Annotated in this window: 24 protein-coding genes and 1 pseudogene; 21 read left to right on the top strand and 4 right to left on the bottom strand. The window is 61.0% G+C overall.

What is annotated here, in order from left to right; genetic code table 11:
• The first annotated feature begins 1 nt into the window (after window position 1).
• From ACSQ76_RS21750 to ACSQ76_RS21735, 4 genes are read left to right on the top strand one after another with little or no spacing between them, the layout of a single operon-like run.
• Window positions 2–856, top strand: coding sequence for an SDR family NAD(P)-dependent oxidoreductase (locus ACSQ76_RS21750; RefSeq protein WP_057817067.1), 855 nt, complete (start codon window positions 2–4; stop codon window positions 854–856).
• Window positions 849–1,652 (top strand): enoyl-CoA hydratase-related protein, encoded by an 804-nt coding sequence (locus tag ACSQ76_RS21745; RefSeq protein ID WP_057817069.1) that lies wholly within the window; start codon window positions 849–851, stop codon window positions 1,650–1,652. Before ACSQ76_RS21750 ends, ACSQ76_RS21745 begins: the two co-directional genes overlap by 8 nt.
• A 12-nt stretch (window positions 1,653–1,664) precedes the next feature.
• Window positions 1,665–2,147, top strand: a complete 483-nt coding sequence (locus tag ACSQ76_RS21740) for a PaaI family thioesterase (RefSeq protein ID WP_057817071.1) — start codon at window positions 1,665–1,667, stop codon at window positions 2,145–2,147.
• Window positions 2,147–2,548 (top strand): PaaI family thioesterase, encoded by a 402-nt coding sequence (locus ACSQ76_RS21735; protein ID WP_057817073.1) that lies wholly within the window; start codon window positions 2,147–2,149, stop codon window positions 2,546–2,548. Before ACSQ76_RS21740 ends, ACSQ76_RS21735 begins: the two co-directional genes overlap by 1 nt.
• Here the strand turns inward: ACSQ76_RS21735 and ACSQ76_RS21730 are convergent.
• Complete coding sequence (locus ACSQ76_RS21730; RefSeq protein WP_057817075.1) at window positions 2,530–3,894, bottom strand: TetR/AcrR family transcriptional regulator; 1,365 nt, start codon at window positions 3,892–3,894, stop codon at window positions 2,530–2,532. The two genes, ACSQ76_RS21735 and ACSQ76_RS21730, sit on opposite strands and share 19 nt — an antisense overlap.
• 127 nt (window positions 3,895–4,021) lie before the next feature.
• Between ACSQ76_RS21730 and ACSQ76_RS21725 the strand changes: the two genes are divergently transcribed.
• From ACSQ76_RS21725 to ACSQ76_RS21705, 5 genes are all read left to right on the top strand, one after another.
• Window positions 4,022–4,783, top strand: a complete 762-nt coding sequence (locus tag ACSQ76_RS21725) for a glucose 1-dehydrogenase (RefSeq protein ID WP_057817077.1) — start codon at window positions 4,022–4,024, stop codon at window positions 4,781–4,783.
• Between the two features lie 113 nt (window positions 4,784–4,896).
• The gene (locus ACSQ76_RS21720; RefSeq protein WP_437158297.1) at window positions 4,897–6,834 is read left to right on the top strand and encodes an AMP-binding protein; all 1,938 of its coding nucleotides are present in this window, start codon (window positions 4,897–4,899) and stop codon (window positions 6,832–6,834) included.
• Window positions 6,831–7,685, top strand: coding sequence for an SDR family oxidoreductase (locus ACSQ76_RS21715; RefSeq protein WP_437158296.1), 855 nt, complete (start codon window positions 6,831–6,833; stop codon window positions 7,683–7,685). The genes ACSQ76_RS21720 and ACSQ76_RS21715 overlap by 4 nt, the downstream gene beginning before the upstream one ends.
• Before the next feature lie 4 nt (window positions 7,686–7,689).
• On the top strand, window positions 7,690–8,394 hold the full coding sequence (locus ACSQ76_RS21710) for a helix-turn-helix domain-containing protein (protein ID WP_437158295.1): 705 nt from the start codon (window positions 7,690–7,692) through the stop codon (window positions 8,392–8,394).
• Between the two features lie 21 nt (window positions 8,395–8,415).
• Window positions 8,416–8,982, top strand: a complete 567-nt coding sequence (locus tag ACSQ76_RS21705) for a PaaI family thioesterase (RefSeq protein WP_437158294.1) — start codon at window positions 8,416–8,418, stop codon at window positions 8,980–8,982.
• On the opposite strand, the gene ACSQ76_RS21700 is transcribed toward ACSQ76_RS21705, so the two are convergent.
• From ACSQ76_RS21700 to ACSQ76_RS21690, 3 genes are read right to left on the bottom strand one after another with little or no spacing between them, the layout of a single operon-like run.
• Window positions 8,903–9,100 (bottom strand): AMP-binding enzyme, encoded by a 198-nt coding sequence (locus tag ACSQ76_RS21700; protein WP_437158293.1) that lies wholly within the window; start codon window positions 9,098–9,100, stop codon window positions 8,903–8,905. The genes ACSQ76_RS21705 and ACSQ76_RS21700 overlap by 80 nt on opposite strands.
• Window positions 9,037–10,422, bottom strand: coding sequence for a class I adenylate-forming enzyme family protein (locus ACSQ76_RS21695; protein WP_437158292.1), 1,386 nt, complete (start codon window positions 10,420–10,422; stop codon window positions 9,037–9,039). Before ACSQ76_RS21695 ends, ACSQ76_RS21700 begins: the two co-directional genes overlap by 64 nt.
• A 26-nt stretch (window positions 10,423–10,448) precedes the next feature.
• A complete protein-coding gene (locus tag ACSQ76_RS21690) occupies window positions 10,449–12,491 on the bottom strand; it encodes an FAD-dependent oxidoreductase (protein WP_437158291.1) in 2,043 nt (680 codons plus the stop codon).
• Between the two features lie 84 nt (window positions 12,492–12,575).
• On the opposite strand from ACSQ76_RS21690, the gene ACSQ76_RS21685 reads away from it, so the two are divergent.
• From ACSQ76_RS21685 to ACSQ76_RS21630, 12 genes and pseudogenes are all read left to right on the top strand, one after another.
• Window positions 12,576–13,757 (top strand): acyl-CoA dehydrogenase family protein, encoded by a 1,182-nt coding sequence (locus ACSQ76_RS21685; RefSeq protein ID WP_437158290.1) that lies wholly within the window; start codon window positions 12,576–12,578, stop codon window positions 13,755–13,757.
• A complete protein-coding gene (locus ACSQ76_RS21680; protein ID WP_437158289.1) occupies window positions 13,754–14,533 on the top strand; it encodes an enoyl-CoA hydratase/isomerase family protein in 780 nt (259 codons plus the stop codon). Before ACSQ76_RS21685 ends, ACSQ76_RS21680 begins: the two co-directional genes overlap by 4 nt.
• 9 nt (window positions 14,534–14,542) lie before the next feature.
• The gene (locus tag ACSQ76_RS21675; protein ID WP_437158288.1) at window positions 14,543–15,145 is read left to right on the top strand and encodes an acyl-CoA dehydrogenase family protein; all 603 of its coding nucleotides are present in this window, start codon (window positions 14,543–14,545) and stop codon (window positions 15,143–15,145) included.
• 71 nt (window positions 15,146–15,216) lie between these two features.
• Window positions 15,217–15,702, top strand: a complete 486-nt coding sequence (locus ACSQ76_RS21670; RefSeq protein ID WP_437158287.1) for an acyl-CoA dehydrogenase family protein — start codon at window positions 15,217–15,219, stop codon at window positions 15,700–15,702.
• Window positions 15,703–15,729: 27 nt separating this feature from the next.
• Entirely contained in the window at window positions 15,730–17,121 is a 1,392-nt protein-coding gene (locus ACSQ76_RS21665; RefSeq protein ID WP_437158286.1) for a phenylacetate--CoA ligase family protein, read from the top strand.
• Entirely contained in the window at window positions 17,118–18,725 is a 1,608-nt protein-coding gene (locus tag ACSQ76_RS21660; protein ID WP_057817102.1) for an acyl-CoA carboxylase subunit beta, read from the top strand. Before ACSQ76_RS21665 ends, ACSQ76_RS21660 begins: the two co-directional genes overlap by 4 nt.
• Window positions 18,726–18,735: 10 nt before the next feature.
• Window positions 18,736–20,742 (top strand): acetyl/propionyl/methylcrotonyl-CoA carboxylase subunit alpha, encoded by a 2,007-nt coding sequence (locus ACSQ76_RS21655; protein ID WP_057817104.1) that lies wholly within the window; start codon window positions 18,736–18,738, stop codon window positions 20,740–20,742.
• A 4-nt stretch (window positions 20,743–20,746) separates the two neighbouring features.
• Entirely contained in the window at window positions 20,747–21,706 is a 960-nt protein-coding gene (locus ACSQ76_RS21650) for a hydroxymethylglutaryl-CoA lyase (protein ID WP_057817106.1), read from the top strand.
• A 12-nt stretch (window positions 21,707–21,718) separates the two neighbouring features.
• Window positions 21,719–22,633 (top strand): SDR family NAD(P)-dependent oxidoreductase, encoded by a 915-nt coding sequence (locus tag ACSQ76_RS21645; protein ID WP_057817108.1) that lies wholly within the window; start codon window positions 21,719–21,721, stop codon window positions 22,631–22,633.
• The gene (locus tag ACSQ76_RS21640) at window positions 22,633–23,427 is read left to right on the top strand and encodes a citryl-CoA lyase (RefSeq protein ID WP_057817110.1); all 795 of its coding nucleotides are present in this window, start codon (window positions 22,633–22,635) and stop codon (window positions 23,425–23,427) included. The genes ACSQ76_RS21645 and ACSQ76_RS21640 overlap by 1 nt, the downstream gene beginning before the upstream one ends.
• 3 nt (window positions 23,428–23,430) lie before the next feature.
• Complete coding sequence (locus tag ACSQ76_RS21635; protein WP_057817112.1) at window positions 23,431–24,594, top strand: acyl-CoA dehydrogenase family protein; 1,164 nt, start codon at window positions 23,431–23,433, stop codon at window positions 24,592–24,594.
• A gap of 83 nt (window positions 24,595–24,677) precedes the next feature.
• Window positions 24,678–25,437 (top strand): annotated as a pseudogene (locus tag ACSQ76_RS21630) (SDR family NAD(P)-dependent oxidoreductase).
• Window positions 25,438–25,534: the final 97 nt, after the last annotated feature.

Raw genomic sequence — 25,534 nt, 5'->3', positions numbered from 1 at the left:
CATGAGCGAACTGAAATCACGGCGCTATGCGCCGGATCTCATGGCGGGCCAGGTTGCCCTGGTCACAGGCTCCGGCTCTGGAATGGGCCGGGCGACGGCGATCGAAATGGCCTCTTGCGGGGCCAGGCTTGCGCTGTTCGCGCGCCGCGAAGAGCCGCTGGAAGAGACCGCCGAAATGATCCGCGCAGCGGGTGGCGAGGCCCTCGTGGTGTCCGGCGACATCCGCGACGAGAACAGCATCGAAGTGGCCATGCAGCGCATCAAGGACCATTACGGGCAGCTTGACGTGCTGGTGAACAATGCCGGCGGCCAGTATATCGCGGCCGCCCGCGATATCACCAACAAGGGCTTCGAAGCCGTGATCCGCAACAACCTGATCGGGTCTTGGCAGATGACCCGGGCAGCGGCGGATCACTTCATGTACGAAAATGGTGGATCGGTTGTGTTCGTCACCGCCATCTCGGCGCGCACCGCGCTTACCGGCTTTACACACACCGTCGCCGCCCGCGCCGGTGTGACGGGCATGATGAAAACGCTGGCCGCCGAATGGGGCGAGTACGGCATCCGGCTGAACTGTGTCGCGCCCGGCACGATCAAGACCGATGCGCTTGGCCGCTATCCGATTCCGCCGGAACAGTGGAAACAGCTGAACCGCTCGGTGCTAAACCGGATGGGGGCGGCCGAGGACATCGCAGGCACGATCATTTTCCTGGCCTCGAAACTTGGCGGTTTCATCACAGGAGAAGACATTTATGTAGACGGCGGTGAGACCTTGCATATGGGTCATGACGCGCGGGACATGATCAACCCCGCGATGTTCGAGAAACGCGAACGGGGAGATGGCAAGAATGAGTAAACACCCAGTCCTTCTGGAGATTTCCGACAGGATCGCCACGGTTACGCTGAACGACCCCGAGCGGCGAAACCCGGTCACCGGAAACGACATGATCGCTGCCCTTCTGGAGACCTTCGCCAAGGTGCAGGCCGATCCTCAGGTCAGCGTTATGATCATGACCGGTGCCGACCCGGCCTTTTGTGCCGGCGGCGACATCAAGGAGATGAACGATCCCGACAGTGTGTTCCGCAAGGAACCGCTTGCGGCGGCGCAGAGCTATGTCGATGGGGTGCAGCGGCTGCCGCTTGCGCTCTACAACATGGATATTCCGACGATCGCCGCAGTCAACGGCCCGGCGGTGGGCGCGGGTTGCGACCTGACCATGATGTGCGACATGCGCATCGCGTCGGAGAGGGCGAAGTTCGGCGAGGTGTTTCTGAATCTCGGGATCATTCCAGGCGATGCAGGCAGCTGGTTTCTGTTGCGTCGTCTGGGTCACCAGAAGGCCGCCGATCTGACCTTCTCGGGACGTATGGTCGAGGCCGAAGAGGCGCTGGAGCTTGGCATGGTGCTTGAACTTGTGCCCCATGAAGAATTGATGGCACGGGCCCGCGAACGGGCCGCCGTCATCGCAGCGAAACCACCGCGGGCGGTGCGCGTCGCCAAGCGTCTGATGCGCAACGCCGAACGGATGGATCTACCGGACTTCCTGAATTCTGCGGCGGCTTATCAGGCGCTCATGCATCAGACCGAAGACCACCACGAGGCGGTTGCTGCGTTCGTCGAAAAACGAAAACCCAACTTCACGGGGCGTTAAAGGAAAGATCGCATGTCAGACATCACCCAAAAGAAGATGGAGCGGATCGCGCAGATGTGGAATGCGAGCGGCAAGGGTCTTATTACGCATATGGCGCTTGAGATCGAAGAGGTTTCGACCGAAGGCGTTCGGGTTCGGATGCCGTTCAATCCGGACTTTTGCGTCGATGCGGAACAGACACTGCTCCATGGTGGTATCCTGACGGCTCTTCTGGACAGTGTCTTTGGATTGGCTAACTTTGTCGCCATCGAAGGCGTCAGCACCATGGCCACTCTTGATCTGAGAGTTGATTACCTGCGCCCTGCTCGTTCGCGCGCGGATGTCATCGTTCAGGCGCATTGTTTTCGCCAGACCCGCCACATCGCCTTCAATTCCGGCAGCGTCTGGTTCGAGGGCCATGATAATGCTGAAATCGCCCGTGGAACCGCCTCGTTTGCATTGACGCGCGGCGAAACCAGCCTGTTTGACGCAATGACAAAAGGAAAAACCTCGTGATGGACGTGCAAACTGTCAATGCCAATGTATCCCGGGTGCCGTTCTTCCGATTTCTCAACTTTGAGGTCAGAAGTCTAGACAGTCTCCATGCTGAGGCGGAAATGACCTTTGATGACCGCCATATCGGTAACCCGATCATGGAGTACTACCATGGCGGCATAATTGCGAGTTTTATGGAGGCCACTGCCGCCATCGCGGTACAGCCCGATTTCGCCGACGTTCCGGCCAAGCCGATCAACCTAACCGTCGATTACCTCAGACCCGGTGTGAAGGGATCGCTTTTTGCCCGCGCCAATGTCACGCGCAAGGGCAATAGGATGGCGAGCGTCAGCGTGCTCAGCTGGCAGACGGATCGGGAAAAGGCGGTTGCCGAAGGGCTGTATCACTTCCTTCTGGTCTGACCGGGGCAACCGCTTTCAGGGCTACCTTGTCCTGTGGACGGGGCCGCTTCCCGGTTACAAATGCCTTCCAGTAACAGATTGATGAGCATGCTGGAGAATTCAGGCAGTGATAGATATCCTTGCACTCCTGCCTTGTTCGGGTCGAACCATTCCACCGTCCAGTTTAAGGCACCCAACATCACCTGGCGCAAGGGGACGATCTTGATATCCGACCGTATGGCACCGTCGTCCTGAGCTTCACGGAGTATCCGATCCCAGAGTTTTCCATACTCATGGCGAATACCCCTGTGCCTCTCCCTGAAATGATTGGGGAGCATTCCATAGCTTCTGATATTCGCCGAGGTGAATTCGCTTGCCTTGAAGAGGAAATCCAGGTGCGCCCAGATTGCAGTCGCTATCCTGGTGTGATGATCGTACGGGGCATCGAATTTCCGAACGGCGGCTTCGACACCTGATAGCAAGTCCCTCAGTCCGGCGTTTAGAATTTCGTCAATGATCGCGTCCTTGGAGTTGAAATGGTAATAGACGCTGCCCGCTTTCATGTCCGCTTCTTCCGCGATCTTTCTCAGCGTGGTCGCCTTGTAGCCATTGTCCCTCAGAACGCGCGCTGCGGCCTTTAGGATTTCTGCACGGGTCTTGGCCGCCTTGCCGTCGGGATACGGGATTTTCGCAGGAGTGGCGGGGCACAGCATCAAGCCTTCGGTATCCGCCTTGCGATGCAGACACATTCCATCAAGTATCAGCTTACTCAATCGTTCCGCGAGGATGCGCACCGGATACTTTGCGATATTATACCATTCCACAGTCCAGTTCATGGCACTCAGGATGAATTGGCGAATGACTGTTGTGGATATGTCATTTCGGAGGTGACCGTTGCGTTTGGCGTCATTCAGGAATTTGCCCCAGGCACCCGCATATGATGCACGCAATTCGCGATGCGGGGTGCGTGTTTCGTCCGACAACATCGGATAGTTCCGAATATTGGCTGACGTAAAGTCGCTGTCGGTCAACAGGTAGGTAAGGTGTGTTTCAATCAGCAGTCCGAAAGTCTTGCGAAAATCCTCCGAACTTGTCGGTGCCGACCGAACGATTTCACTGACCGCCTGATAAAGTTGGCGGACGCCAAGATCGAGAACTTCGCTCAGAATCTGGTCCTTGGATTGAAAATGATAATAAATGCTGCCGGCCTCAATGCCAGCTTCCTGCGCGATGTCGCGCATGGTCGTTGCGTGATAGCCTTCATACCGAAAAAGTCGCGCAGCCGCCGAAAGGATACCCTCACGTGTCCTCCCAGACTTGTTCAAGTCTTCGCTCAGTGTCCTGGATGGGTCAGTCTTGTGTACCATTCCATTTCGATACTTGCGGGACACGAGACTGTCCATTGCATTAATTCTAACAAATGTTAGAATAGTGCAAGGAACGTTCCGAATCAAGTTCTTTGCCAAGATGATAACGGAAGAGGAGGACCTCCATATGCGAGGGTTGAGTGGAAAACGCGTGATCGTGACCGGCGGCGGCAGCGGCATCGGGCGCGCGGTGTGCGAACGGTTCGGCGAAGAAGGTGCCGAGATTGCGATCTTTGACATGAGCGAAGACGGGGCGAAGGAAACGGTTCGCCTGATCACCGAGGCCGGCGGCAAGGCGCAGGCCTTCAAGGTGGACATCACCGACCGTGCCCAGGTCGACATGGCTGTAGCCGAGTTCGAGGCCGGGGGTCCGGTCGATGTGCTGGTGAACAATGCCGGCTGGGACGTGATCAAACCGTTCCTCGACACCGATCCCGACCTTTGGAAAAAGGTCATCGACATCAATCTTTACGGTCCGCTGAACATGCATCACGCGGTGCTTCCGGGCATGGTCAAGAACGGCGGCGGCCGTGTGGTCAACATCGCCTCCGACGCCGGACGCGTCGGATCATCCGGCGAAGCCGTGTATTCGGCCTGCAAGGGTGGCATCATCTCTTTCACCAAGACCGTTGCACGCGAACTGGCGCGTAAAGGTATTCAATTGAACGCGGTCGCCCCCGGACCGACCGACACCCCGCTGTTCGCTCAGGTTGCCGAGGGCGAGGCCGGTCAAAAGATCGCCGAAGGTCTCAAGCGGGCCATTCCGATGAAGCGTCTTGCGCAGCCGACGGATTACCCTGGCATCATCTGCTTCCTATCGTCGGACGACGCAGGGTTCATTACCGGCCAGGTGATTTCGGTTTCGGGCGGCCTGTCCATGCACGGTTAAAACGATGGCAGCAGCGCCGGACTCAAGGCGCTGCTGCCAAACCGTGCCAAGAGTTACCTCCCCGACTGGCCGCGCCTTATGTGCGGCCCTTTTTCATCCTAGAAAGGTTGCGAATGTTTCAGCCAGGCTCCGACATCCAGCGGACAAGCACGCTGACCGCATTTCTGAGGGGCTGCGGCATTGACAGTTACGAGAAGCTCGTCCGCCGTTCGAATGAAGACCCAGACTGGTTCTGGGGCCGGATCATCGACCATGCCGGGATACGGTTCGCGCGGCCCTACAGCCGGTTGCGAGATATCTCCACAGGGCCTGAATCGATCAGATGGGCCGTGGAAGGTACGTTGAATCTGACGGAAACCTGTCTTGACGCCCGAATTGCCGATGGCCTGGGTAACAAGGTCGCTATCGACTGGGTCGGCGAAGACGGAAGCCGCCGCCGCTGGAGCTATTGCAACCTTGCCGCCGAAGCCTCCCGCGTCGCCTCGGCCCTTGCCACGCGCGGTGTAAGGCCCGGTCAGGCGGTGGGCATCTATATGCCGATGATCCCCGAAATCGAGGCCGCGCTTCTGGGTATTGCCCGGCTGGGCGCGGTTGCGGTGCCGCTGTTTTCCGGTTTTGCGCCCCATGCCATCGTATCGCGCCTGAACGACGCGGATGCCGTGGCGGTGTTGACGGCGGATGCCACACCCCGGCGAGGCAAGCCGGTCTGGATGGAGGCGAGCCTCGCCCAGGCTTTGACCGACCTGCCATCGGTTCATACCGTGATCAGCCTGCGACGGTTCGGCGGTGCGGTGGCCGATCCGGCCCGCGATCTGGACTGGACCGAAACAGTGGGCCGCGCCAGTCCGGAGTTTGCCGCCGTTCCCGTCAGTGCCGATGACACCTTTCTCATCGCCTATACGTCAGGCACCACCGGACGGCCCAAGGGCGTCGTGCATACCCATCTGGGCGTGCAGGCCAAGGCCACGGCCGATTTCCTGCTTTGCCTCGACATGAAACGGGACGACCGGCACCTCTGGATGACTGACATGGGGTGGGTCATGGGGCCGCTCACCCTTTTGTCGGTGCTCTTGTCCGGTTCGACTCTGGTGCTGGCCGAAGGCGCACCATCAATGCCCGGCGATCCCTTCAGGCTGCTGCGTCTTGCGTCCGATATGGAGGTCACGCATCTTGGTGTGGCTCCGACCCTGGTACGGCAGTTCATGACGCAGGATACTGAACCTTTGTTGGGCTACGACCTGTCGCCCCTGCGCATTGTCGCCTCGACCGGTGAACCCTGGACCGACGATGCCTGGCTTTGGCAACTGGATCATATCTGTAGCCGCCGCGCGGTGCCGCTGAACATCTCGGGTGGGACCGAGCTTTTTGGCGCGATCCTTACCTCGACCGTGCTGCATGAAATCAAGCCCGGCGGATTTTCGGCCCAGGCCCTGGGTGTCGGCGCCAAGGTGCTGCGTGAAGACGGCAGCGAAGCCGCACCGGGCGAGGTCGGCGAACTGGTCGTGACCCAGCCGCCTCTGGGTCTGACCCCGGCCATCTGGGGGGACCGCGATCGCTACCTTGAAACCTACTGGTCCACCTTCCCCGGCCTCTGGCGGCACGGCGACTGGGTGCGCTGCGATCCGGACGGGACATGGTATATCCTGGGCCGGTCGGACGACACGCTGAACATCGCCGGCAAACGCATCGGCCCGCCCGAGATCGAGGCGGCCCTGACCGAAACCGGAGAGGTGGTGGACGCCGCTGCCATCGCGGCACCTGATGACATCAAGGGCGTGGCCGTCGTCTGCGTCTGCGTGGCGGCACCAAATGTGTCGCCGGACGCGGAGCTCGTGAACCGGCTCAAGGATCGTGTCGGAGAGATCGTCTCGAAACCCTTCCGCCCGCGCGAGATCCACTTTGTCGAAGCGCTGCCCAAGACCCGCAGCATGAAAACCATGCGCCGTGTCGTGCGCGCCGCCTTTCTCGGTGAAGATCCGGGCGATCTGTCGTCGATCAGCAACCCGGAAACCATTCAGCCCATCGCAGACCTGCAAAAGGAAAAGTCATGATCACTGTTTTCGGAGCCACGGGCACGACTGGCGCGCCCCTCGTCGATACGCTTATGGCAAAAGGCGCGACCGTGCGCGCTGTCACCAGCGACCCCTTCAAGTTAGACGCGCAAAAAGCCAAAGGATGCGAGGCGGTCGCAGCGGATTTCACGGACCCTGCCGCGCTGGCGCGGGCCTGTGACGGGGCGGAAAAGATATACCTGGTCACGCCTGCCCATCTGGACATGCGTCAGTGGAAGGCGAACGTGATCGAGGCGGCCAAGGCCGCGGGCGTGCGCCATATCGTTGTGGCCACGGGGCTTGGCGCGTCGCCCAAGGCGGGGCTGACCTTTGGAAAGTGGCATTCCGAAACCCAGGAACTGCTGAAGCAAAGCAGCCTTGACTGGACTTTTGTCCAGCCGACCTATTTCATGCAGAACCTGCTGTGGCAGGCCGGCAACATTGCAAAGGACGCCGTGTACTATGACGACGTGGGCGGACCCGTGGCCTGGATCGACGCTCGCGACATCGCGGATGTCGCCGCCGAGGCGCTGACCGCTCCGGGGTACGAAGGCAAGGCTCTTGGTCTGACCGGGCCCGAAGCTCTTGCAGGGGATGACATCGCGGCCCTTCTGTCCGGAGTGACGGGACGAACAGTGTCGTGCGTGTCCCTTTCGGCCGAGGATGCCAGGGCGGGCATGGTGGCCGGCGGAATGCAGGACGAGGTCGCCGGGGCCATGGTCGAACTGGCCTCTATCGCGCCCAGGGGCTACCTAGCCGGCATCGAGACCACGGTCAGCGAGGTGCTAGAGCGCCCGGCGCGCCGATTTGCCGATTTCGTCACCGAGAACCGGGATGCTTTCGTCAAGTAACCTGATGGCGGCGCCGCTTTATCTCGAACTGGCGCCGCCTGAGGAAGCGGCCACTGAGATCGATCATCTGTTCGTGTTTCGCGATACCGGTGTGCTGAGCGGTGGTGGAGGCGGGCGGTTCGCAACCGACCTCTTTACCCTTTCGGTAACGCGCGACCACAGCGGCGGGGCGCGTGTATCGCTGGCGCCACCGCGCTCGGGTTTCACTCTCCGCCCAAGGCCATTCCATGGTGTCGTGGCCGGGCTGAGGTTGTCGTCACGACCGAAGCACTTACCCGACTCCAAAGGGCTGGACATGCTGGCCGCAGAACTGGCCCGGGTTCAGATCGGGGACGGTGACCTGCCCGCGCTCATCGCAGTGCTTGACGGCCTCGCGAGAGACCTGCGCTTTGCCGCTCAAGCCGGGGCATACAGCGACAGGACCGAACGTCGAAAGGTTCGGGCGGATACCGGCGTGTCGCGGCGGCGGCTTGCGGCCTCGCGGCGCTTTCGCCTTGCTCTCGGGCAGCTTGCGTCAAAGACCCTGCCACTGAGCGATCTGGCGCTGGACGCCGGATATTACGATCAATCTCATTTGTCCGCCGCTTGCCGGATATTCGCCGGCAAACCGCCCGGCGCGTTGCGCGCCCTGTCCGTTCCGCGTCGTTTTGACCTTTCGCTACAAGATACGCGCCTCAAAGACCGCCTAAGATTGGTCATTGACGAATGAAATCGACGAGGAAGTCCCGCCATGACGCAATTCAAACCGAAAAACCCCGACTATGACGCACGCGTGCGCAACAGTTTCAATCGCCAGAAGGTGATGCACACGCTGGGGATCAGCATTGCCGAGCTATCGCCCGGCCGCATTGTTCTGGAGATGGCACATGAGGATGCTCTGAGCCAGCAACATGGGTTTTTGCATGCCGGAATCGTGTCGACAGCGCTGGACAGCGCCTGCGGATACGCGGCCTTTTCGCTCATGCCCGCAGAAGCGGCCGTTTTGACGGCCGAATTCAAGATCAACCTGCTCAACCCGGCGGACGGCGAGCGGTTTCGTTTCGTCGCTGACGTGGTGAAACCAGGTAGGACGCTGACCATTTGCGAGGCGCGTGCCCATGCTATGAAGGGCGGGGATGAGAAGCTCGTCGCAACGATGACCGGAACGATACCGGAACGCTTATGGCGCTGGTGGGGCGAACGGGCGTGGCGGGGTGACGATCGGGCCGGGGCGCAAATTAATCCGCGAGCCGGGCTTCGAGGATATGCCGCTGGACCTTTCCGCTGGTCGATCTGGGAAAATCCTCGAACGCGATGAAAAGAAACTCGCGCGGCCGTTTGTAGCCTGCGAGGTTTTCGCGGCACAAATTCATCAGCGCCTCGGCATCCGGCCCGTCATCGCCACAGGCGACAAAGGCCACCGGGCTTTCCCCCATTTCGCGTCGAAGACCCGGACCACGGCGGCATCGACCACATCGGGATGGGAAAGAAGCACACGTTCGATTTCCGCCGGATAGACGTTTTCCCCTCCGGTCTTGATCAGGTATTTCGCCCGATCCACAAAGTCGACGGTGCCGTCCGCATTGCGCCGGAACAAGTCGCCCATGTGGAAAAAGCCGTTGCGAAAGTCGCGGGCGTTGGCGTCGTCGGCGTTCCAGTAGCCTGAAAACAATGTCGGGCCCCGCACAGCCATTTCGCCCGTCGTTCCATCCGGCACTTCGCGATCGTCGGGATCGACCAGCCGAACCTCGCAAAATGCGCTTATGCGCTTGGAAAGCCGGTCCGGGGTCACACCCGGCGCAATCAGATCGGCGGTCCCCGGCGGCAGGCCGGTTTCAGTTGCGCCGAAGGAATTCAGATAGGGTGTGTCCAGAAGGGCCGTCAGTTCCGCGATCTGATGCGGCGGCACCAGATCGGCCATTGCGCCGCAAACCTTGATCCCCTTCAGCGGCAAAGGGTTGGCGCGTCGTTCTGCGATAAAGGCGTCCAGCGCACCGGGCATCATCACGAACCAGCCGATCCGGTGGCGCGACAACGCCTCGTTGATGACCGCAGGCTGCAAACCGTCCACCATCACCACGGTTCCGCCCCGCAGGACCGTCGCCAGCGCATGATCGGTGGACGCCATGTGGAACATAGGTGCCCAGGAGATGAACCCGTCACAGGGATCCAGTGCCAGCTGCGCCGCAAAAGCCATGGATCGGGCGATATGCGCGCGGTGGCTGATGAGCGCCCCTTTGGGCAGGCCCGTAGTCCCCGAGGTATACAAGATCGTCAGACCAGCCTCTGGATCGTCGACCATGGTCCCGATGCGCGGGTCTTGCTCGGCCCCGGCAATGGCCGTTTCCAGGTCTGGCCCGACGGTCAGACAGGGGGTCGACGCGACGGCGCGATACGCTTCTGAAAGTTCCGGTTCGACAACCGCGAGCACCGGCTCGACCAGATCGATGCAGTGCCACAGTTCATCGGGGGCAAGCCGCCAGTTCAGGCAAGCGACAATCGCGCCGATTCCCGCCGCTGCAAGTTCGACCTCCAGGTATTCTGAGCGGTTATGCGACAGGATCGCGATCCTGTCTCCGGGCGCCACGCCTCGTGCCAGAAAGACAGCCGCCAGACGATCGACCCGCTCCAGCAGTTCTGCATAGGTCAGTTTCCTGCTGCCGTCCTCAATGGCGAGGGCGCGGGCGCAGTCATGTGCGCGGGTTCGAAAGATCGAATACAGATCAGCGCGCCCCGCGCGGATGACGTCGGTCAGCATAGTTTCCCCCTTGCCCGAGCCTCGGTTCAGAGACCCTGCGCCAGGCGCACGCCCTCATCAATGGCGCGCAGCGCATCCAGTTCGGCGGCCTCCTTTGCCCCGCCGATCATCGTAACCGGGACGCCGCGCGCGGCAAGCTCTTGGGCCAGGGCCCGTTCCGGTTCCTGACCGGTGCACAGCACAATTGTATCGGCCGCGATGACCTTTGGCTTTCCGTCCGCGACGATGTGCAGCCCCGCATCGTCGATATGTTCATAGGACACTCCGCCCATGGCCTCGACCCCATGTTTGCGCAGCGCGTTGCGCAGAATCCACCCTGTCGAGACGCCCAGACCTGCACCGGGTTTCGATGTCTTGCGCTGAAGCATGACGACTTTGCGGCGCGATGGTTTCGGGGCCAGAGGGTCGCCACTCAGGGCACCCGAGGAGACAAATTCGGGGTCCACAGCCCAGGTTTCGCAAAAGACGTCGGAGTTGGCGGTCTCGGCGGGGTCGGTCACCAGGAACTCGGCCACATCATGACCGATGCCCCCTGCCCCCATCACGACGACACGGTCGCCCGCCACACGGTCGCCGGACAGAATTTCGGCATAGGTCGCGACGCTGGGATGGTCGATACCCGGCAGGTCGGGAATCCGCGGCGTGACCCCGGTGGCGATGACCACATGGTCGAAGCCTTCAAGATCGCTCACCTCAGCACGCTGCCCCAGACGCTGCGTGACCCCGTGTTTCTGCATCTGACCGGCATAATACCGCAGGGTTTCGTCGAACTCGTCTTTGCCGGGTGCGGCGCGGGCCAGATTCAGCTGACCGCCCAATTTGTCCTGCGCTTCGAACAGGGTGACATCGTGGCCCAGTCGCGCCGCCTCGGCTGCTGTGGTCATGCCCGCGGCACCACCGCCAACGACGGCCACTTTCTTTGGCGTGTCGGTTGGCGTATCCCGGAATTCCGTTTCACGCCCGGCCCTTGGATTGACCAGACATCCGACCGGACGATCCGAAAAGATGAAATCCAGACAGGCCTGGTTGCAGGCAATGCAGGTGTTGATCTCGTCTGCGCGGCCCTCGCGCGCCTTTTTCACGAAATGCGGATCAGCAAGAAACGGTCGCGCCATCGAGATCATGTCCGCATCGCCAGAGGTAAGTATGTCTTCTGCAAGCTGGGGTGTGTTGATCCGGTTCGAGGCAACTACCGGGATCGACACGGCCGCTTTGACGTTGGCTGCCGCCTTGCGCCAGGCACCGCGCGGCACCGGATAGGCGATAGTCGGCACGCGGGCCTCGTGCCAGCCGATGCCGGTGTTCAGGATATCCGCACCTGCAGCCTCGATCTTGCGGGCCAGTGCGGCAATTTCATCGGCGGGCGCGCCGCCCTCGACCAGATCGGCCGCCGAAATCCGGTAGATGACCAGAAACTCGGGGCCGCAACGTTCGCGCACCGCGCGCACGATCTCGACCGGGAATCGGTGGCGGTTCGCGGCGCTGCCGCCCCAGTCGTCTTGGCGCTTGTTGGTGTGGGTGACGGTGAATTCGTTGATCAGGTATCCCTCGGACCCCATGATCTCGACGCCATCGAAGCCTGCAGCCTGCGCATTGGCGGCCGCCACGGCAAAATCCTCGATGGTACGGAGAATGTCGGCTTCGGTCATTTCACGCGGGATGAAACGGTTGATCGGGGCGCGGATCGGCGACGGGGCCACACAGCCTTCGATTTTGGCATAGCGCCCGGCGTGGAGGAGTTGCGCGCAGATCAGGCTGCCTTCGGTCTGCACCGCCTCGCAGATCGGGCGCAGGCTAAGCGCTTCTTCCGGGGCATCGATTCGCGGACCTTCCGGATCGAATATGCCCTCTGCATTGGGCGAAAACCCGCCGGTGACCAGAATCGCCGCCTCCCCCCGCGCACGCTCGGCGTAAAACGCGATCTGTTTGGCTATGCCGTCAGGCTCGGTTTCCAACCGTGTGTGCATCGACCCCATGATGACACGATTTCGCAATGTATGCTGGCCTGCGCGGATGGGCGAGAGCATGGTCCCGAAGCTCTCCGTTAGCTCATTCTCCACTGTGGGCATCCTCCTCAAAACTACGCTTGATCTGCATTCTAACATTTGTTAGATTTTTGGAAAGATAATTTTCGCTTATGGGGAGGAGCACCGATGCATTTCCAGCCAACAGACGACCAGAAGGCGTTTCGCGACACCGCAAAGCGCTTCGCAACTGAAAGGCTTGCGCCCACATACCAAGAACGCGCCAACGGCCATACATTCGACCGTGCGCTGATCAAGGAGATGGGCGCACTGGGGCTGATCGGAGCCGATCTGCCCGAGGAATTCGGGGGCCTTGGGGAAAGCTCTGTCACGTCAGGGCTGATCGTCGAAGAGATCGCCTATGCCGATTTCAACGCAAGTTACGTGCAGCTTCTGGGCTCTCTCATGGGCGGAATGGTTGCCAAACACGCCTCCAAGAACATCGCGTCGGAATGGGTGCCCAAGGTTGTTTCGGGTGATGCCGTCATTGGTCTGGGCCTGACAGAGCCGCGTGGCGGTTCGGATGCGGCGAACCTGATTCTGAGAGCTGAGAAATCCGGCAACGGCTGGCGGCTGAACGGTGAAAAGACATCCATGAGTTTTGCAAGTCAGGCGGATGCAGCGGTCGTCTTTGCCCGTACTGGCGAGCCTAACGGCGGCTCACGCGGGGTCAGCGCCTTTTTCGTCGATCTGAACCAGGAAGGCATCAAGCGCACCCATTTTGACGACATCGGCACCAAGCCTGTCGGGCGCGGGTCGGTGTTCTTTGACGATGTTTTCGTGCCGGCCGAAAATATGATGGCGGAACAGGACCGTGCCTTTGGCACGATCATGGCGGGCTTCGACTATTCTCGCGCGCTGATCGGACTGGAGTGTCTGGGGGCCGCGCAGGCGTCGGTGGATGAAACCTGGGCCTACGTTCAGGAACGCGAGGCATTCGGGGCCCCGATCGTGCAATATCAGGGTGTCAGCTTTCCCTTGGCCGAGGCCGAGACCCAACTGACCATGATGCGCCAGCTTTGCTATTACACGCTGGACCTGCGCGACCGTGGCCTGCCCCACACCTCTCAGGCCGCCATGTGCAAATGGTACCTGCCCAAAACCGCCTGCGAGATCCTGCACCAGTGCCTGATCCTGCACGGACATTACGGCTACACCACCGACCTGCCCCATCACCAGCGCTACAACGATGTGCTCGGCCTGCAGATCGGTGACGGCACCGCGCAGATCCAGAAGCTGGTGATCGCCCGCGAAAAGGTCGGGCGGCTGGCGCTGCAGTATGACAAGAAGGCGAAGGGAGCCTCGAAATGAGCGACCCCATCCTCGTCACTTCCGAGGGCAACACCGGCATCATCGAACTGGCCCGCCCCGAGAAATTCAATTGCCTATCACTTGAGGTGCATGAGCGTATTTCTGTCGCGCGTGCGGAATTCGAGGCGAACCCCGCTATTCGGGCGATCCTCATCCGGGCGCAGGGCAAGCACTTTTGCACCGGTGCCGATTTGGTGGAAGTGAAAGGTAAATTGAACGATCCCGCCGCGCTGGACCATTTCATCGCCTTTGGCATGAACAACCTGCGTGCGCTCGAAACCTCCTCCCTCCCTGTCGTGGTGGCAGTGCAGGGGTTGTGTCTGGCCGGCGGGATCGAACTGATGCTGGCATGCGATGTGTGTTTCGCGGCCGAAAGCGCCCAGTTTGGCGATCAGCACGCGCAATTCGGGCTGATTCCCGGTTGGGGTGGCTCGCAGCGGCTGACACGGCTGATGGGGCAGCGCAGGGCGCTCGACCTGATGTTCTCGGCCCGCTGGCTCAAGTCGGACGAGGCCAAAGAGGCCGGATTGGTCAACTACATCGTGCCGGATGCGGACCTGCACAAGTCTGCGCTGGAATACTGCGAGAAAATCGCCACCCGTTCACGTCCCGGCATCGCCGAGATGAAGCGGTTGGCGCGTGAAGGCGCGGACATTGGTGTCGACCAGCAGATGCGGCTTGAGCGCGATGCCGCGGTGCGTGCGCTGCCCAGCGATGACGTGGCCGAGGGCCTCGACGCATTCGAGAACCGGCGCGCCCCCAGATTCAAGGCCTGAGGACAGCACATGGACTTTACTTTGAACGACGAACAACGCCAGATTTACGAGTATGGCGGCCAACTGGCGCAGAAGTTCGACAACGATTACTGGCTGAGACACGCGCGCAGGCACGAGTTTCCGCACGAAATGTTCCGCCAGATCGCCGATGACGGTTTCCTCGGCATCATGGTGCCCGAAGAATACGGCGGCGCGGGTCTTGGCATGACCGAAATGGCCCTGTTCATGGAGGGCACCGCCAATCACGGCATTCCGCTTTTGATGATGGTGGTCGGGCCGACCATGTCGCTGGCCCATATCGCCAGCCACGGGAGCGAGTTCCACAAGAAAGAACTGCTGCCGGCTGCCTGCCGCGGTGATATCCAATTCTGTTTCGCGATCACCGAACCGGGGGCCGGGTCGAACACGATGAAGGCCACTACGCTGGCCAAGCGTCGGGGCAACCGGTTCAGCCTGTCGGGCGAAAAGACCTTCATCACCGGGGCCGAAGTGGCCGACTACTGCCTCGTGGTGGCGCGGACCAAACCGCATACCGAGGTCAGCCGCAAGACCGACGGCTTTACCCTGTTTGCCGTCGACCTGAAGAAAAAGGGGTCGACAAGCAGCGGGTAAAGATTTCGATCCCCCTGCCCGAGGAACAGTGGACCCTGTTCTTTGACGAGGTCGATCTGGGCCCCGAGGATGTGGTCGGCGAAGTTGACGAAGGATTCTCGATTCTGTTCGACAGCCTCAACCCCGAGCGTATCATCCTGGCCGTCCTGTGCTGCGGCATCGGCCGGTTCGCCCTGAACAAGGGCGTGGCCTATGCCTCCGAGCGCAATGTGTTCGGCCAACCCATCGGTGCGCACCAGGGCGTGCAGCACCCGATGGCCAAGGCGCACACAGCGGTCGAGATGGCCAGCCTGATGACCCGTCGCGCGGCATGGGAATTCGACAACAAGCTGCCTGCCGGTGCGTCGTCGAACATGGCGAAATATGCCGCCGCCGAAGCCGGGATCGAAGCGGTCGACGCGGCGCTTCAGGCGCATGGTGGATCGGGCTTTACCGAAGATACGGGGCTTTACGAAATGTACCCGCTGGTCCGCCTGCTGCGCACAGCGCCGGTGAACCGCGAACTGTGCCTGAGTTTTATCGGCGAAAAGGTCATGGGCCTGCCACGATCCTATTGATCGCCACGGCTTGGAACGGAGAACGACATGCAATTTGGAATGCGCTTCCGGCGGGAGGATGCCGCCGACAAGGTAAATGATCGCTTCTGGCACACGATCGAGGGCACGCCGCTCGACGAGGTGCGCCGTATTCAGGAAGAGCGGCTGCGCGATCAGATGGCGTATCTCAAGGCGAACTCGACCTTCTATCAGGAAAAGTTCGCCGAGGCCGGTGTGGACTTCGACGATATCCGCACCATCGAAGACCTGCAAAGACTGCCCTATACCTACAAGACCGAGATCCGCGAAAGCCTCGCCGCCGAGCCGCCCTTTGGCAAGCACCGTGCCGCGCCGATGTCGGAAATAATCCAGATGCAGGCCTCGTCGGGCACGACCGGCAGCCCCTCATATGTGGCCCTGACAGAATCCGACGCCGAGATGTGGCACGAGATGACAGCGCGCTGTTTCTTTGCCAATGGCGTGCGTCCCGGCGATATGGTGCTGCACGCATTTTCGCTCGCCAAGGGCTTTGTCGGCGGCATCCCGGTGATGCAGGGATTGCAGTACATGGGCACGATCGATGTGCCGGTGGGCGCCGATGGCGGTGCGGAACGGTTGTTGCGCGCCTGCGCCGATACCCGCCCGCGTTGCGTGGTCGGCGCTCCGAACTTTGTGCTGCACCTGGCTGAAAAGGCTCCCGAGGTGCTTGGCTGCAAGGCCAGCGAACTGGGTATCGAGCGCGTGATCGTCGGCGGCGAACCCGGCGGCGGCATTCCCGCAATTCGGGCAAAGATCGAAAAGGCCTGGGGTGCGAAATGCACCGAGATGCTGGGCGGCACCGATCTGGGCGTGACCTATTGGGCCGAGTGCGACGCCCAGTCGGGGATGCACATGGTCAACATGGACTATGTCATTACTGAATTGCTCGACCCCGAAAGCGGCGAAATCATCCCTTGGGAGAAAGGTGCCGAAGGAGAGATGATCTATACCGCACTTGGCCGACAGGCCAGCCCGCTGGTCAGGTTCCGGTCCGGGGACTATATCGAGGTCATCGACACCGAATGCTCCTGCGGGCGGACCGGACCCAAGATCCGTTGCACCGGCCGCACCGACGACATGCTGATCGTGCGCGGGGCGAATGTCTTCCCGTCGGCCATCAACAGCATTATTACCGAGATGGTTCCGGACACCAACGGCGTCATGCGCATCGTGGCCGATTTCGAGGGCCACACCACGCAGGGCGCGCTGACGGTTATTGTCGAACGCGGCCCCGATCGCGATCCGGCCGATGACGTCGCCCTCAAAAAGAAAATTGAGCAGCGACTGCGAGACTCCCTGGTCTTCAAGGCCGACGTTCACCTGGTTGCGGCCGACACTTTCGAAAAACCTGGCGCCGCTAAGGTCGCCTTCGTTCTCAGGAAATACCCAGACCTGCCATGACTAAGATGAAATCCCTTCTCGACACCGCGTCGGACGACTTCCGCGCCAACGACGTGTCTTACCGCGAAAAGGTCGATGAACTACATGCCCTCCGGCTCAAACAGCGCGTCGGCGGCCCCGAAATGGCGCGCAAACGTCATATGGACAAAGGCAAGATCCTGCCGCGCGAACGGATCGAACGGCTGATCGACCCGGGCACGCCCTTTCTGGAACTCGGCGAGCTGGCCGGGTTGAACAAATATGAAGGCGTGCCACCGGGCGCGGGCATCATCACGGGCATCGGTGTGATCGAAGGCCGTCAGTGCATGATCATCGCCAATGATGCCACCGTAAAGGGCGGCACCTATTTCGGCATGACTTCCCGCAAGCATGTGCGCGCCCAGAAGATCGCATGGAAGAACCGTCTGCCCGTCATCACCCTCGTGGATTCCGGCGGTGCCTTCCTGCCGGATCAGGAAAACATCTTTCCCGACGAAGGCCAATTCGGGTCCATCTTTCACCAACAGATCGGCATGTCGGGCGATGGTGTGCCGCAAATCGCCGTGGTCATGGGGCCCTGCACCGCGGGTGGTGCATATATTCCCGCGCTCTGTGACGAAGTGGTGATCGTGCGCGGTCAGGGCTTCATGTATCTGGGCGGACCGGAATTGACCTTTGCCGCAACCGGCGAAAAGGTCGAAGCCGAAGAACTGGGCGGCGGCAAGATGCATTCGTCCGTCTCCGGTGTGACCGACCATTTGGCCGAAGATGACGCCCACGCTCTGGCCATCACGCGCGAAATTGTCAGCCACCTTGGCGAAAAACCCCTACCCCGCAAGACGCCCGAAACGCCCCGTGCGCCCGCCTATCCGGTCGAAGAGATTTATGGACTCGTCAGCCGCGACCCCAAGGTGCCGACCGACAACCGTGAAATTCTTGCGCGGCTGTTGGACGACAGCGACTTTCATGAATTCAAGCCGCTCTATGGTGACACCATCATGACCGGCTGGGGCCGCATCCATGGCCACGAGGTCGGTATTCTCGCCAATACCGGCGTGCTCTTCGTTGAGGCCGCGTTGAAGGCGACGCATTTCATCAATCTCTGTGTCCAGCGCGATATTCCGCTGCTGTTCCTGGCCGATGTGAACGGCTTCATGGTGGGCCGCGAGGTCGAACAGATGGGCATCGCCAAGGCCGGCGCCAAGATGATCACGGCCATGTCTTCGGCCCGGGTGCCGAAATTCACAATCATCACCGGTGGCTCTTACGGGGCCGGATACCTGGCGATGCTGGGCCGCCCGTTCCAGCCGGACGCAATGTTCGCCTGGCCGACGGGACGGTCGGCGATCATGGGGCCGGAACAGGCCGCCAGCGTGCTTGCTCAGGTTCGCGCGCAGATCAACGAACGCGAAGGCAAAAGCTGGACCCCCGAGGAGGAGGAAGCGTTTAAGGCACCGATCCGCAAGGAATACGAGGATTTTCAGGGGGCTTACAATTTTGCGTCCAATCTTTGGATCGACAGCGTGATCGAGCCTTGTGAGACCCGTGACGTCATGGCGCTGATGCTGGATGTGACATCGCGCAGACCCAAGGTCGATACCAACTTCGGCGTGTTCAGGATGTGAGGAGCGAACCGTGAAAATCAAAACGCTTCTGATCGCCAACCGCGGCGAAATTGCCTGCCGGATCGCGCGCACTGCGCGGGCCAGCGGTATCACCCCTGTCGGCGTGCATTCGCAGGCCGACGCCAATGCCCTGCATGTCCGCAAGATTGGCAAATCTGTCTGTATCGGCGCCGGGCCTGCATCCGAGAGCTATCTGAAAATCGACGCGGTGATTGCCGCCGCGCAATCGGTGGGCGCGGATGCGATCCATCCCGGTTACGGCTTTCTGGCCGAAAACCCCGATTTTGCCCGTGCGGTCGAAGCCGCCGGCATGATCTTCATGGGGCCGACGCCGGAAACGCTTGAACGTTTCGGCGACAAGGCCAGCGCCAAAGAGGCCGCCGTGGCGGCCAGCGTCCCGGTGATTTCGGGCGCCGAAGGTGCGTGGTCCGATCCCGAGCAGATTGCCGAGGAGGTGCGCCAAATGGGCCTGCCGGTGCTGCTCAAGGCTGTCGGCGGCGGTGGTGGGCGCGGACAACGGCTCGTCTCCGACGAAACCACGCTGGTCGAGGACATCGAAGGCGCGCTGCGCGAGGCGAAATCCACTTTCGGCTCCGAAGGGCTGCTGCTGGAACGTTTCCTGCCCGAAGCACGCCATGTCGAAGTGCAGATTGCAGGCGACGGCAAAGGCCATGTGGTGCATCTGTTCGAACGCGACTGCACACTTCAGCGCCGCCACCAGAAGGTCATCGAGGAGGCCCCGGCCTGGGGCCTGTACCGTTCACTTTTGGGCGACATCGCGCATGACGCGGTCCGCTTGGGCGAAGCGCTCGACTATCGCGGTCTGGGCACGGTCGAATTTCTGGTTGCGGGGGACGAGTATTTCTTCCTTGAGGTGAATCCACGCATTCAGGTGGAACATCCCGTCACCGAAGCGATCACCGGGCTGGACCTTGTCGCGCTTCACCTGCGCATTGCCGAAGGCGCGGGCCTTGGACTGGTACAGGATGACCTCAAGATCAATGGACACGCGGTCGAGGCGCGGCTTTACGCCGAAGATCCGGCGATGCAATTCGCCCCGTCGACGGGTACGCTCACCACGCTCAGCTTGCCATCGGGCCTGCGTATCGACAGCGGCGTCGAGGAAGGCGATGCCGTCACGCCCTATTACGACCCGATGATCGCCAAGCTGATCGTGCACGCGCCCGACCGGGAAACCGCATTGGCACGTCTGGCCACGGCGCTTGATCATGTCGCGGTCGAAGGTGTCGAAACCAATCGCGCCTTTCTGACGGCGCTGGCGCGAAACCATGAATTCGAACGGATGCAGGTGCATACCCGCTGGATCGACGGCAGGCTGGATGAGCTGACACAGGCACCCGCCCTGAGCCGCCCCGATCTGTGGAAAGCGACCGCTGCCATTCTCTTCGTGACCCAGTCGCGCAGCGACACAAACGCCATTCCCTGGACCAACCGTGATGCCTTTACCGGCTGGCGGCTTGGCCTGGGCGACGATGCGATTGAAGCGGGGCAGCGCGTGGCGCTCACCGATTCTGACGAGGTATCCGAGGAACTGCGCATCGGCCCTGTCAAACCGGGTGCCAGATACACCGTCCATTCGGAAAACGGCGAGGCGCTGACACTGTCGGCACGTGAACTGACCCCGGGCCGTTGGCGTGTCGGCGAAGGCGACACCGTCCATCTGATCGACGCGCGCCTGCACGCGGGCGTGATCGAACTGGACACGCCCGAAGGCCGCCTGGTCTTTCGGCCCGCCGCGCCCCTTGCCTTTGCCGGCGGCGATGCTGTGGCGGATCGCGCCGTGACCTCTCCGCTGACCGGCATGATTGTCGAAATCAAGGTTTCCGACGGCCAAGCTGTCGCCGAAGGCGACGTGGTCGCGGTCATGGAATCCATGAAACTCGAAATCTCGATCCGGGCGGCCGCGGCCGGAATAGCCAGCAATATATCCGTCTCGAATGGGGACATGGTCGATCGCGGCCAGGTCATCGCCGAGATTCTGCCATCCGAGGAGTGATGAAATGAGCGACTTTCCCAAATTCGTCGAGTTTCGCGAAGAAGGCCCGCGTGAGGGTTTTCAGATCGAAAAGAAGATTTATCCGATCGAAGAGCGGATCGAACTGATCGACATGCTCAGCGAAACCGGTCTAAAGCGCATTCAGGTCGGCAGTTTCGTCAGCCCGAAATACGTGCCGCAAATGGCCGACACCGGCGAGTTGTTCCAGCGTATCAAGCGCAAACCGGGCGTGAACTACACATCGCTGTGGCTGAACGACAAAGGGTTTCGCAAGGCCCTGACCGCGCATGAGGTCGATATCGACCCGCGTCTGCTGTTCTATCCTTCCGAAGCATTCGCAAAGTCGAACAACAATAGTACCTCTGCGGAAATGCGGGAGAAGCAACGCGACTGGGTCCGTCTTTACAAGGAAGAGGGATATACGGTCGACGCGGCCTATGTGATGACCGCCTTCGGCTGCAACCTCGAAGGCCCCATCCCGCAAGAGCGCATCCTGGACGATTTCCGCTTTATCCTTCAGCTGTGCGAAGAAGAGGACATCCCCGTGCCGATCCTTGTGGTCGCCGACACCATGGGCTGGGGAAACCCCGAGGCGGTCAAACGGATGATCGGCGCCCTGCGCGAATTGGCGCCCGAGGCGCGCATCGGTATGCACATCCATGACACACGTGGGCTGGGGATCGCCAACGTTTATGCGGCCCTGTCGATGGGCGTGGACATGTTCGAAAGCTCCGTCGCCGGTCTTGGCGGCTGTCCTTTCGCGGGCCACGGCCACGCGCGCGCCGCAGGAAATGTCTGCACCGAGGATGCAGTGTTCCTGTGTCACGAACTCGGCATCGAAACCGGCATTGATCTGGACAAGCTGATCGCAGCGGCGGTCAAAGCAGAAGAGATCATCGGTGTGCCGCTCATGGGCCGGGTCATGCACACCGGCGGGTTGGACAAATACCGCAAGTCACGCTGAGGGAGCAAGAAGATGACAAAAGCACTTGACGGAAAGGTCGTTCTGGTCACCGGGGCCGGCGGTGGGATCGGGCGTGATATCGCCTTGATGGCAGCCGCAGAAGGCGCCGCCGTTGTGGTCAACGATCTGGGCGCGTCCCTCAAAGGCACCGGTCAGACCGAAACTGCGGCGCAGAAAGTCGTCGAAGAGATCAGGGCCGCCGGGGGCAACGCGATCGCCGATGGCGGCAACGTCACCGATCCGGACGCCGCGCGCGCGATGGTCGAGGCCGGGGTCAAGGAATTCGGCCGCATCGACGCGGTGGTGAACAACGCCGGCATCCTGCGCGACGGTTACTTCCACAAGATGACCTACGAGGATTTCGACGCGGTGGTGAAGGTCCATCTCTATGGCGCCTTCAACACCAGCCGTGCGGCGGCCGATTATTTCCGCGAACAAGAGGGCGGTGCTCTGGTGCACATGACCTCGACCTCGGGGCTGATCGGCAATCTGGCGCAGGCGAATTACTCGGCGGCAAAGCTGGGCATCGCGGCCTTCTCGAAATCGGTCGCGCTCGACCTGAAACGCTGGAACGTGCGGTCAAACTGCATCGCGCCCTTCGCCTGGAGCCGGATGATCTCGTCGATCAAGACAGACACCCCGGAACAAGTGGCACGGGTCGAAAAGATCAAGGAGATGACACCGGCCAAGGTTGCACCGATGGCCTGCTTCCTGATGAGCGACCGCGCGGCTGACGTGTCAGGGCAGATATTTGCGGTTCGCAAGAACGAAATCTTCCTGTTCAATCAGCCCCGCCCGGTGCGGTCGGTTCATTCCGGTGATGGCTGGACCGCCGATGAAATCGCCGAGCGCGCTATTCCCGCGCTCAAATCGCAATTCACGCCGCTCGAAGTTTCGGCGGACGTCTTTTCGTGGGATCCGGTCTGATGGGAAAACGCAAAGAAAAAATCAGCTCCGACATTGCCTGGAGCACCTCTGACAAGATCAGCGTGCGCGGGCTTGACCTGCCCAACGAGATCCTGGGCCACATGAACCTTGGCGATCTGGCGTTCCTGCAACTGACGGGCCGCAAGGCCACGCCCGAGGAAAGCCGGGTGTTCAACGCCATCGTCATTACCCTGGTAGAACATGGGATCACGCCTTCGGCTCTGGCGGCGCGGATGACCTACATGGGGGCACCGGAATCGCTTCAGGCGGCTGTGGCGGCCGGCTTGTGCGGGCTTGGCACCGTCTTTGTCGGCTCGATGGAGGGTGCCTCGAAGATGCTTTACGAGGCACTGCCGCCGGAAAAGCTGGGCACCGGTGTAGATCTGGATGCGCTGGCCGTCGATACGGTGGAAAAATTCCGCGCCCGCAAGATGATCGTGCCGGGGCTCGGACATCCGGTGCACAAGCCGGTCGATCCGCGCACCCCGCGCCTGTTCCAGATCGCTGCCGAGAACGACAAGTTCGGTGAATACATCGAGTTGATCCAGAAAATTCAGGCCGTTGCCGAAGAAAAATCGGGTAAGATGCTGCCGATTAACGCCACCGGGGCGATCGGAGCGATCTGCTGTGAATTTGGCTTCCCCTGGAAGATCGTGCGGGGCTTTGGCGTCATGGCACGCGCCATCGGCCTGGTCGGTCATATCCTCGAAGAGAGCGAAAACCCGATTTCCTATGAGCTTTGGCAGCGTGCCGAGCAGGAAATTCTTGAAACGTCGGGTCCGGGAGCGAAGTAACCGATGCAGACGTCAGCCCCAGACACTCACACCGATCTGCGCGACGCGCTTCGTGCGCTTTGCGCGCAGTTTCCGCCGGAATATCATCGCAAATTCGGCGAGGGTGAAACTTATCCCGAAGAGTTCGTCGACGCGCTGACCCGCGAGGGCTGGCTGGCGGCGATGATCCCCGAGGAATACGGCGGCTCGGGCCTTGGCCTGACCGAAGCCTCGATCATCATGGAGGAGGCAAACCGTTGCGGCGCCAATGCCGGTCACTTCCACGGGCAGATGTACAACATGGGCACGCTTCTGCGGCACGGCTCGGACGCGCAAAAGCAGAAATACCTGCCCGGCATCGCCAGCGGCGAGTTGCGCCTGCAATCCATGGCCGTGACCGAACCGACCACCGGGACCGACACCACCAAACTCAAGACCACGGCGGTGAAAAAGGGCGACCGCTATGTGATCAACGGCCAGAAAGTCTGGATCAGCCGCATCCAGCATTCTGACCTGATGATCCTGCTGGCACGCACCACGCCGCTGAGCGAGGTCAAGAAAAAGTCGCAGGGCCTGTCGATCTTCATGGTCGATCTGAAAGAGGCGATCGGCAACGGGATGGAGGTCCGCCCAATCGCCAACATGCCCGGCCACGAAACCAATGAAGTGTTTTTCGACAACCTGGAAATCCCCGCCGAGAACCTGATCGGCACCGAGGGGCGCGGATTTTACCATATTCTTGACGGGTTGAACGCCGAACGGACCCTGATTGCGGCGGAATGTATCGGTGATGGATACTGGTTCGTCGACAAAGCCCGCGCCTATGCCGGTGACCGCGTGGTCTTTGACCGTCCCATTGGCCAGAACCAAGGCGTGCAATTCCCTATCGCCAGGTCCTATGTGAACATCGAGGCCGCCAACCTGATGCGCTTTGAAGCCTGCAGGCGGTTCGATGCTGGGCTGGATTGCGGAGCACAGGCGAATATGGCTAAGCTGCTGGCTTCGGAGGCCAGCTGGGAAGCGGCCAATGCCTGCATCCAGACCCACGGTGGCTTTGGTTTCGCGCGCGAATACGATGTCGAGCGCAAGTTCCGCGAGGCCCGGCTGTATCAGGTGGCACCGATCTCGACCAACCTGATCCTGTCCTATGTCGCCGAGCATATCCTTGGTATGCCGCGGTCGTTCTGAGATGTTTCCGAGCGGGACTTGATCTCTGTTATGCGGGACGCAAGCCACATCCTTTTAAACTGCCGTCACAGCAAACTTAAAGGATGACCGACATGAAACGACTCCAGGGAAAGACTGCACTGATCAGTGGTGCGGCCAATGGCATGGGGGCCGAAGAGGCACGTATTTTTGCCGATGAAGGTGCTAAGGTCATCGTGGCGGATGTCGATGACAAGGGCGCAAAATCCGTGGTGCAGGACATCAAGGATGCGGGGGGCACCGTAATGGCGGTGTATCTGGATGTGTCCGATGCAGCCAGTTGGGAAAAGGCGATCGGTGAAGGGCAAAAGGCATTCGGCAACATCAACGTGTTGGTCAACAATGCCGGCATCGCTTTTCTGAAGCCGGTCCAGGACACGTCGGAAGAGGAATGGGACAAGATCTTCGCGATCAATGCAAAGGGGTTTTCTCGGGACCAGGGCGGTTCTGGAAAATATGAAGGCCGCGGGCGTTGGGTCGATCGTCAATATATCGTCGATCTATGGTCTGGTCGGCGCGCCTTCGGCAGCGGCATTTCAGGCGACCAAAGGTGCGGTGCGACTGCTTACCAAATCGACGGCATCGGATTACGCGCCGTTCAACATCCGGGTGAATTCGATCCATCCGGGCGTGATACGCACCGCGATGACGGAAGACATGCTGGCTGATCCGGACGGTCAGAAGGAGATACTTGGGGCAACGATTATGGAGCGCCCGGCCGAGCCGAAAGAGGTAGCTTGGGCGGTGCTGTTTCTGGCTTCCGACGAGACATCCTACATGACCGGATCCGAAATGGTTGTCGATGGCGGCTATACCGCGCGGTGAAACGCGTGGAGCCGGAAGGCTGGAACAGTCGGGACCGGTTGGCCGCGAACCGATCCTGGCCAACTCGGCACCGGTTGACTTGGGCGCGAGTTTCCGA

Source organism: Roseovarius sp. B08, assembly GCF_051417955.1.
In the GTDB taxonomy this organism is placed as follows: Bacteria; Pseudomonadota; Alphaproteobacteria; order Rhodobacterales; family Rhodobacteraceae; genus Roseovarius.
Note: the sequence above shows the minus strand (reverse complement) of the source record. Positions and strands in the feature narration are given on the sequence as shown.